This window comes from Denitromonas iodatirespirans (genome assembly GCF_018524365.1).
In the GTDB taxonomy this organism is placed as follows: Bacteria; Pseudomonadota; Gammaproteobacteria; order Burkholderiales; family Rhodocyclaceae; genus Nitrogeniibacter; species Nitrogeniibacter iodatirespirans.
Genome location: NZ_JAEKFT010000110.1, coordinates 1 through 924 on the forward strand (window position 1 = coordinate 1; position 924 = coordinate 924).

At 54.9% G+C, this 924-nt stretch carries 1 protein-coding gene and 1 pseudogene; both read left to right on the forward strand.

The features are described from left to right. Positions 1–120: pseudogene (locus I8J34_RS24150) on the forward strand (IS5/IS1182 family transposase); the annotation flags it as partial. Between the two features lie 475 nt (positions 121–595). Next, positions 596–808, forward strand: coding sequence for a hypothetical protein (locus I8J34_RS24155; RefSeq protein ID WP_214364178.1), 213 nt, complete (start codon positions 596–598; stop codon positions 806–808). Positions 809–924: the final 116 nt, after the last annotated feature.

A 924-nucleotide genomic window follows, 5' to 3' on the forward strand; every position in this document is an offset into this window, starting at 1 on the left:
AAGACCCGCTATCGAGGGATCGCCAAGAACGAGGCGCAATTGTTCTCACTGTTCGGCCTCGCCAACCTCGTGCTCGCGCATAAAAGGTTGATGGCGCCCGACACGCAAGGTGCGTCCTGAAACGGGGCAAAGGCGATGAAATCGTGCGAATCCGGCCTTCCAGAGTGCCAATTCCGTATTCCGCGAGCCGATTGCAAGCGATTCGGCGCGACTGCACACCGAGATTTTCTTGCCGTCGCCGAAACGCGATTTATTCAGCACTTCCTTAAAGATCTTTTCTCCCAAGATGAAGTAGGCATTCGCCTGAGTAATGAGTCAGGAGAACTTCGCGTCCCGGAAGAGCCCGTCGCCGATTACTTGGATTACATTGAGCAGGGTGAGGGCTCATGGAGGATTACTACAGAGGGCGTGCACGGCGGGAAGAAGAAGCACTCAAGTTCGGACAACACGGATACCGTAGAAATTACGGCTCTTTCGGAAACGCCAATTGAAGATGAAAGGCAACTAGAGCTTGAGACGGGGAGGCCTGCTCCAGGGAGAAAATTGACGGACGCGAGGATGGTGGCCGAAGTCTTGGCGGCGACGGTTAGGCTCCGTGAACGGTAAGCAATTTATCAAGCTGCTCGCAATCTTCGGGGCCGCCTTTGGCCTAACCTACTTACTGCTGCGGGCGACCGCAGGGGCTGTCACGGTGGTCTTCGATGAGGCTCTTTCGGCTTTCCTAGTGGTGGCCACTTTGCTAGTCACAATGTCCGTAGTTTTATACAACTATATCGACAACACCACAAAGGATTTGTGGCTCTCTTGAAAAACGAGTGGGTTACGCGGCATGCTGATTGAGTTTTCCGAAGTCCAGCTTGCCGGCGAGCAGGAACACGACGGCACGGATGGTGGAGAAGCTCGCGTAGCCACGCGCCTTGCGCT